Here is a 4,348-nt window from a genome sequence, read left to right as displayed (position 1 = left end):
CCCCTGGCTCAATCTGTGGAACAAAGTTTTCAACAACTGTTTTTATATCTGATTTTTTTACGGCTGCCTTATTTTCTTTGTAAAGAATCTCTACTCCGTCAATCAATCCCCAATCAGCCTCATGCTTTCCTTCGTCAACCAAGCTATTACCATCTTGTATCAGCTTAAGTTGATCTTCATAAAGAGGTGTTACTCTTTGAATCCAAGTTTTACAGCTCTGAATTTGTAGTAATACATTTCCAATATTGGATATTTTAAGTTCTACTCGCAACAACATCTTTTTGTCATTTAACCTTTCAGAATAAATTAAATGTGAAATTTTAGCTTTAGGTTGGGACTGTCTATTTTTTATGAAAAGTAGATAGCTCCAAACTCCTCCTATAATAATTGCTGCAATTTCAATTGCTGGCTTCACACTTTCAGCAATTTGCTTGATGAAGTGTAAAACACTCATCATTCCTCCTTGCTGTTATTGTTAGTTGAAATATGCTTCATTGCTTTATTTTCGTTCTCTTCAATGGCAATTTCAACCGCTCGTTTTGCTATTTCTAATAATTCCTTTGATTTCTTTCTTACTTCGTGCGATTGCTGAACTAATGAGGCAATTTTTTGCTGGATTGGGAGGGGAAGAAGAGGAATTTGCAAATTCTTAATTTGCTCGGGTTTCCAATGCGTTATGACAGATCCTCCGCCATCTCTTTCTACTTGCATTTTACCGAAAAGTGAATTTATGCATAAGGCAAGATACTCTTTTTCTATTTCATTTTCGTTGATTTTTAATTTTAAAATTCCACTTGAAATTATACCCTTAATGGAGTCTTTTAGTACATATGCTATACCTGGGGTTGCATCCTTCGTCAAAAGCAAATCTCCTACTTCTGGTTCATAGGTTGCTTTGAGTTGATTATATATTTCATCGTTTATGTATTTTTGGTCATTATTCATAAATCCATTTATCGATAAATTACTTACACGAATAAAAGGCTTACCCTCTTCTACATAGTTGTCGCTTCCAACTTCTACGCCCTTTTGAATACTTAAAATAAATTTTTTTAACGGCTTTAACTCGATTTTTCCATTTAATTTTGTAATTATTTCCTCATACTTTGGTTCCCAATATTCGGCATCCATTCTATCTGCTTTTAAAACTTCTGAAAGATTTCTTATTGATATGTTTTCTTCCTCTTCATATTCTTTTCCACCAACAAAAATCTTTTTGGTTTTTGGCTTCCAATCTTTCAAGTCAAGTTCTTCTAATAAAGTGTCTTCGGCTTTTTTATAAAGACTTACTGACTTTTCTTTTTCATCATAAGATTGCAATACAAGATTTTGAATTTGTTTTTGGAAAGTGTCAGAAAGAATTGGAATTGTCAGAGATTTAATTTCTTCTGCATTAATGTTTGCCTGGTTTACTGCCCTTCTCATTACCCTTTTAAGCGAGACTCTGCCATATTCTGTATTGAGATAGACTGCTATATAAAAATTAGTAAAGTACTCTTTTGCTTTCATGCGTATAAGGTATGATGCAAAAGTATGAAGTCCATCTAGTAGGTAAATTCCAGTTCTTCCTACGAATTCTTCTGAATTAACGCGATTAAACAAGATGTCACCTTTTTTGAGACGATACATTTCGAAAGTTTTTTCATCTATGTCAATATATTTGCAATTTGAATCATCTGCCAAAATTCCTATGATGTCATCCATTTTAAGAATTTTGTAACCCACACCGTCTTCATTTATAGCTAACGATAAACCATATTGTACTTTATTGACAAAGTCTCCTATTTTGCAATATTGTTTTCTTCTAACTAATGCTTCGTATCTTAGAAAGTATGGTTCATAATACTCAGCATCAAGCCTCAGTGCCCCCTCTAACTCTGAGACATTAACAACCGAATACTCAACCTCGTATCTTTTTCCTTTATAGGTTGCAGTTATCATATCTAACCTCTTTATCGCTCAAATATCCATTAGTTAATGTCATACCACATCTTCCAAGAAATCAAAATCTTTATCGCCTTTATTTAGTTGTTCTCTTCCCCATTTGATAAAAGCATCTGCAATGTCAAATAAATCTGTTTGATAAACTGGGTTTCCTTCTTCGTCAAAAGCCATATTGCCATTTTCGTCTTTAACAAAAACATAGTTACCTGAATTATCTTTCATCGGTATCTTTGAGACTGCAAAGAAAATAGGATAATCTTCTTTAAACGACTCATCGTCTTTCCATTTCCTCAAAAACAACAATGAGGTTTTGGTTCCTGTGTGAGGTTTAAAAGAATTGCCGTGCAAGCCAACTACTGCAAGGATTCTTGCCTTTCTCATAATAAATTCTCTAATATATTTATCGTTAGTGTTATTGAAAACGCCTTGAGGCAAAACAATTGCTAATCTTCCGCCTGGCTTAACCATATCCAAAGCTCTTTCTATAAAGAGTATATGTCTATCTACTGAAGAATCTGTTTTTATTTTGTTCTCGGGAAGTATATCTCTATAAAGTTCCTTTAACCAGTTTTCCTTTATCTCCCCTGCAAATGGTGGATTTGTTAAAAGGATGTCGAAATTCAATTCTTTAAAACTTTCATCATATACTAACTCTTCTTTTTTTAAATCTGCTTTTAAACCTTCATTCCACTTTGTAAATTCAAGGGAGTTTTCTTGGTAAATATGCGCCTTACCGTCACCAGCAATTAACATAAGAGCTCTTGCAATTTTTGTTGCCTTTTCCTCAAAATCTATCCCCCAAAGGTACCTTCCAGCATAGGCTGCCTTAACATCTTTATCTTTCATATGGTATTTTTTCCATACATACTGCATCGTGTGAACTAAGAATCCTGCGCTACCACATGCAGTGTCGATAACATATTCCTTTCTGTTTGGATTTAACATCTTTACCGCCGCATCTATAATAACTCTTGGAGTAAAAAACTGTCCTTTCTTGGTTTTTGAAACTTCTGGCACCAAATCTTCGAATGCCTCGTCAATAATTCTCAAGTCAGCACCAAATAATTCCATCTCCTGCATTTCGCCTACGCATATATTTAGATGGTCTGGTTTTAATTTAATTTCTTCTGTCTTTTCAAAAATACCTTTCCATTCGTTTTTTGCACCATTAAAAAGGTCTGAAATCTCTTTATAGGTTACTTTAGGGTCTTTATATTTCCTAAACTTTAATTGATGGCCATTCCTATTCGGTGCTTCATATTCATCATAAAGCTTAGCATAAATAAGTTTAAAGATTTCGTTAAAGCTATCAACTCCAGAATTTGCAAGTACAAGTTCCTCTAAAGTCTCAATTATGTCTCTCAATGGCCTTTTCTTTTGCTTATTTACTTCTTTGAGTTTTTCAAGAGTCCAGTTTCTGCTTAACACTATTTCTGAAACATCTATTGCAGGGTTTGCTGAATTTTTAACTTCTGAGTACTCAGGATATGTAGGTATGTCTGGTAGGTTATCCTCAAACTCTTTTGGGTATGGCCTGTAAAGAATAGTTATTTCTTTTCCGTTAATTGCAACACCTATAGGTGAGCCTTCGGCATTGAGATAACTTTTAAGCTGTGGTATGTTTAATCTTTCGTTTGGCTCTTTTACTTCGACGATTATCCAAGGGGTGATTCCGTCTTCCTGATATACGACAATATCTGCCCTTTTCTTTTCTCGGCCAAAGCTTACTGATTCTTCAACTTTTATCTTATCAATCGGATATCCATAGTTATCTGTTAGTTCAAATAAGAAAAGTTGTCTAACTATCTCTTCTGGCCTTTTTTGGTTTTTATTCTCATCGAGTACTAACTTTTCTTTTCCATCTGCATCGTGACTTTTGATATACCATTCGCCTTGGGATTTTTCATATACATCTAACTTGGGCAAGTGGGAACTTAAAAGAGGAATTTCAGTTTCAGCACTGGGAATTACCTTATTAATGATATTTTTTGTTTTTGTTCTATCGTTCATCTTTACTACCTCCTTAATGAGATTATATTCAGATTTTTAAATTTTTTCGATGCAAGGATAACCATTTCTCTCAATTTGTTCAGATTAAAACTTTGCACTTCTTTGGTTTCTATGGAAATTAATCTTAACTTTTTTCATGCAGAGATCTCCTTTTTTTATTATATTCTCTTGCCAAATATTTCAAAACTTTACTCTTTTGTAACTTACGGTTCTTTCAGTGAATTATTCCGTTAATTTTTTGCTTGTTTTAAGATTATTTTTCTTAGTCTCTCCAATGCCCTGTTCCTTCGGTATCTCACTGCTGGGCGTGTGATACCAAGTTTACTTGCTAACTTATGAATTGAAGTATTCTTGAAGTATAATTCGTATAGGATTTCGTAGTCCTCTTTTGGAA

At 33.7% G+C, this 4,348-nt stretch carries 4 protein-coding genes; all 4 read right to left on the bottom strand.

Annotated elements, in window-relative coordinates; all coding sequences use genetic code 11:
• On the bottom strand, nt 1-457 hold a 457-nt coding region (locus JHC30_08355), incomplete at its 3' end, for a hypothetical protein (GenBank protein MCI4464152.1).
• The gene (locus JHC30_08350; protein ID MCI4464151.1) at nt 454-1,941 is read right to left on the bottom strand and encodes a restriction endonuclease subunit S; all 1,488 of its coding nucleotides are present in this window, start codon (nt 1,939-1,941) and stop codon (nt 454-456) included. The genes JHC30_08355 and JHC30_08350, both read right to left, overlap by 4 nt.
• A 39-nt stretch (nt 1,942-1,980) precedes the next feature.
• On the bottom strand, nt 1,981-3,954 hold the full coding sequence (locus JHC30_08345; protein ID MCI4464150.1) for an N-6 DNA methylase: 1,974 nt from the start codon (nt 3,952-3,954) through the stop codon (nt 1,981-1,983).
• A gap of 230 nt (nt 3,955-4,184) precedes the next feature.
• Nucleotides 4,185-4,348 (bottom strand): sigma-70 family RNA polymerase sigma factor (locus tag JHC30_08340; protein ID MCI4464149.1); only part of this gene is annotated, 164 nt, incomplete at its 5' end.

Origin of the sequence: Caldisericum sp., assembly GCA_022759145.1 — a bacterium.
GTDB lineage: Bacteria > Caldisericota > Caldisericia > Caldisericales > Caldisericaceae > Caldisericum.
This window is presented reverse-complemented; position numbering and strand designations above follow the sequence as displayed.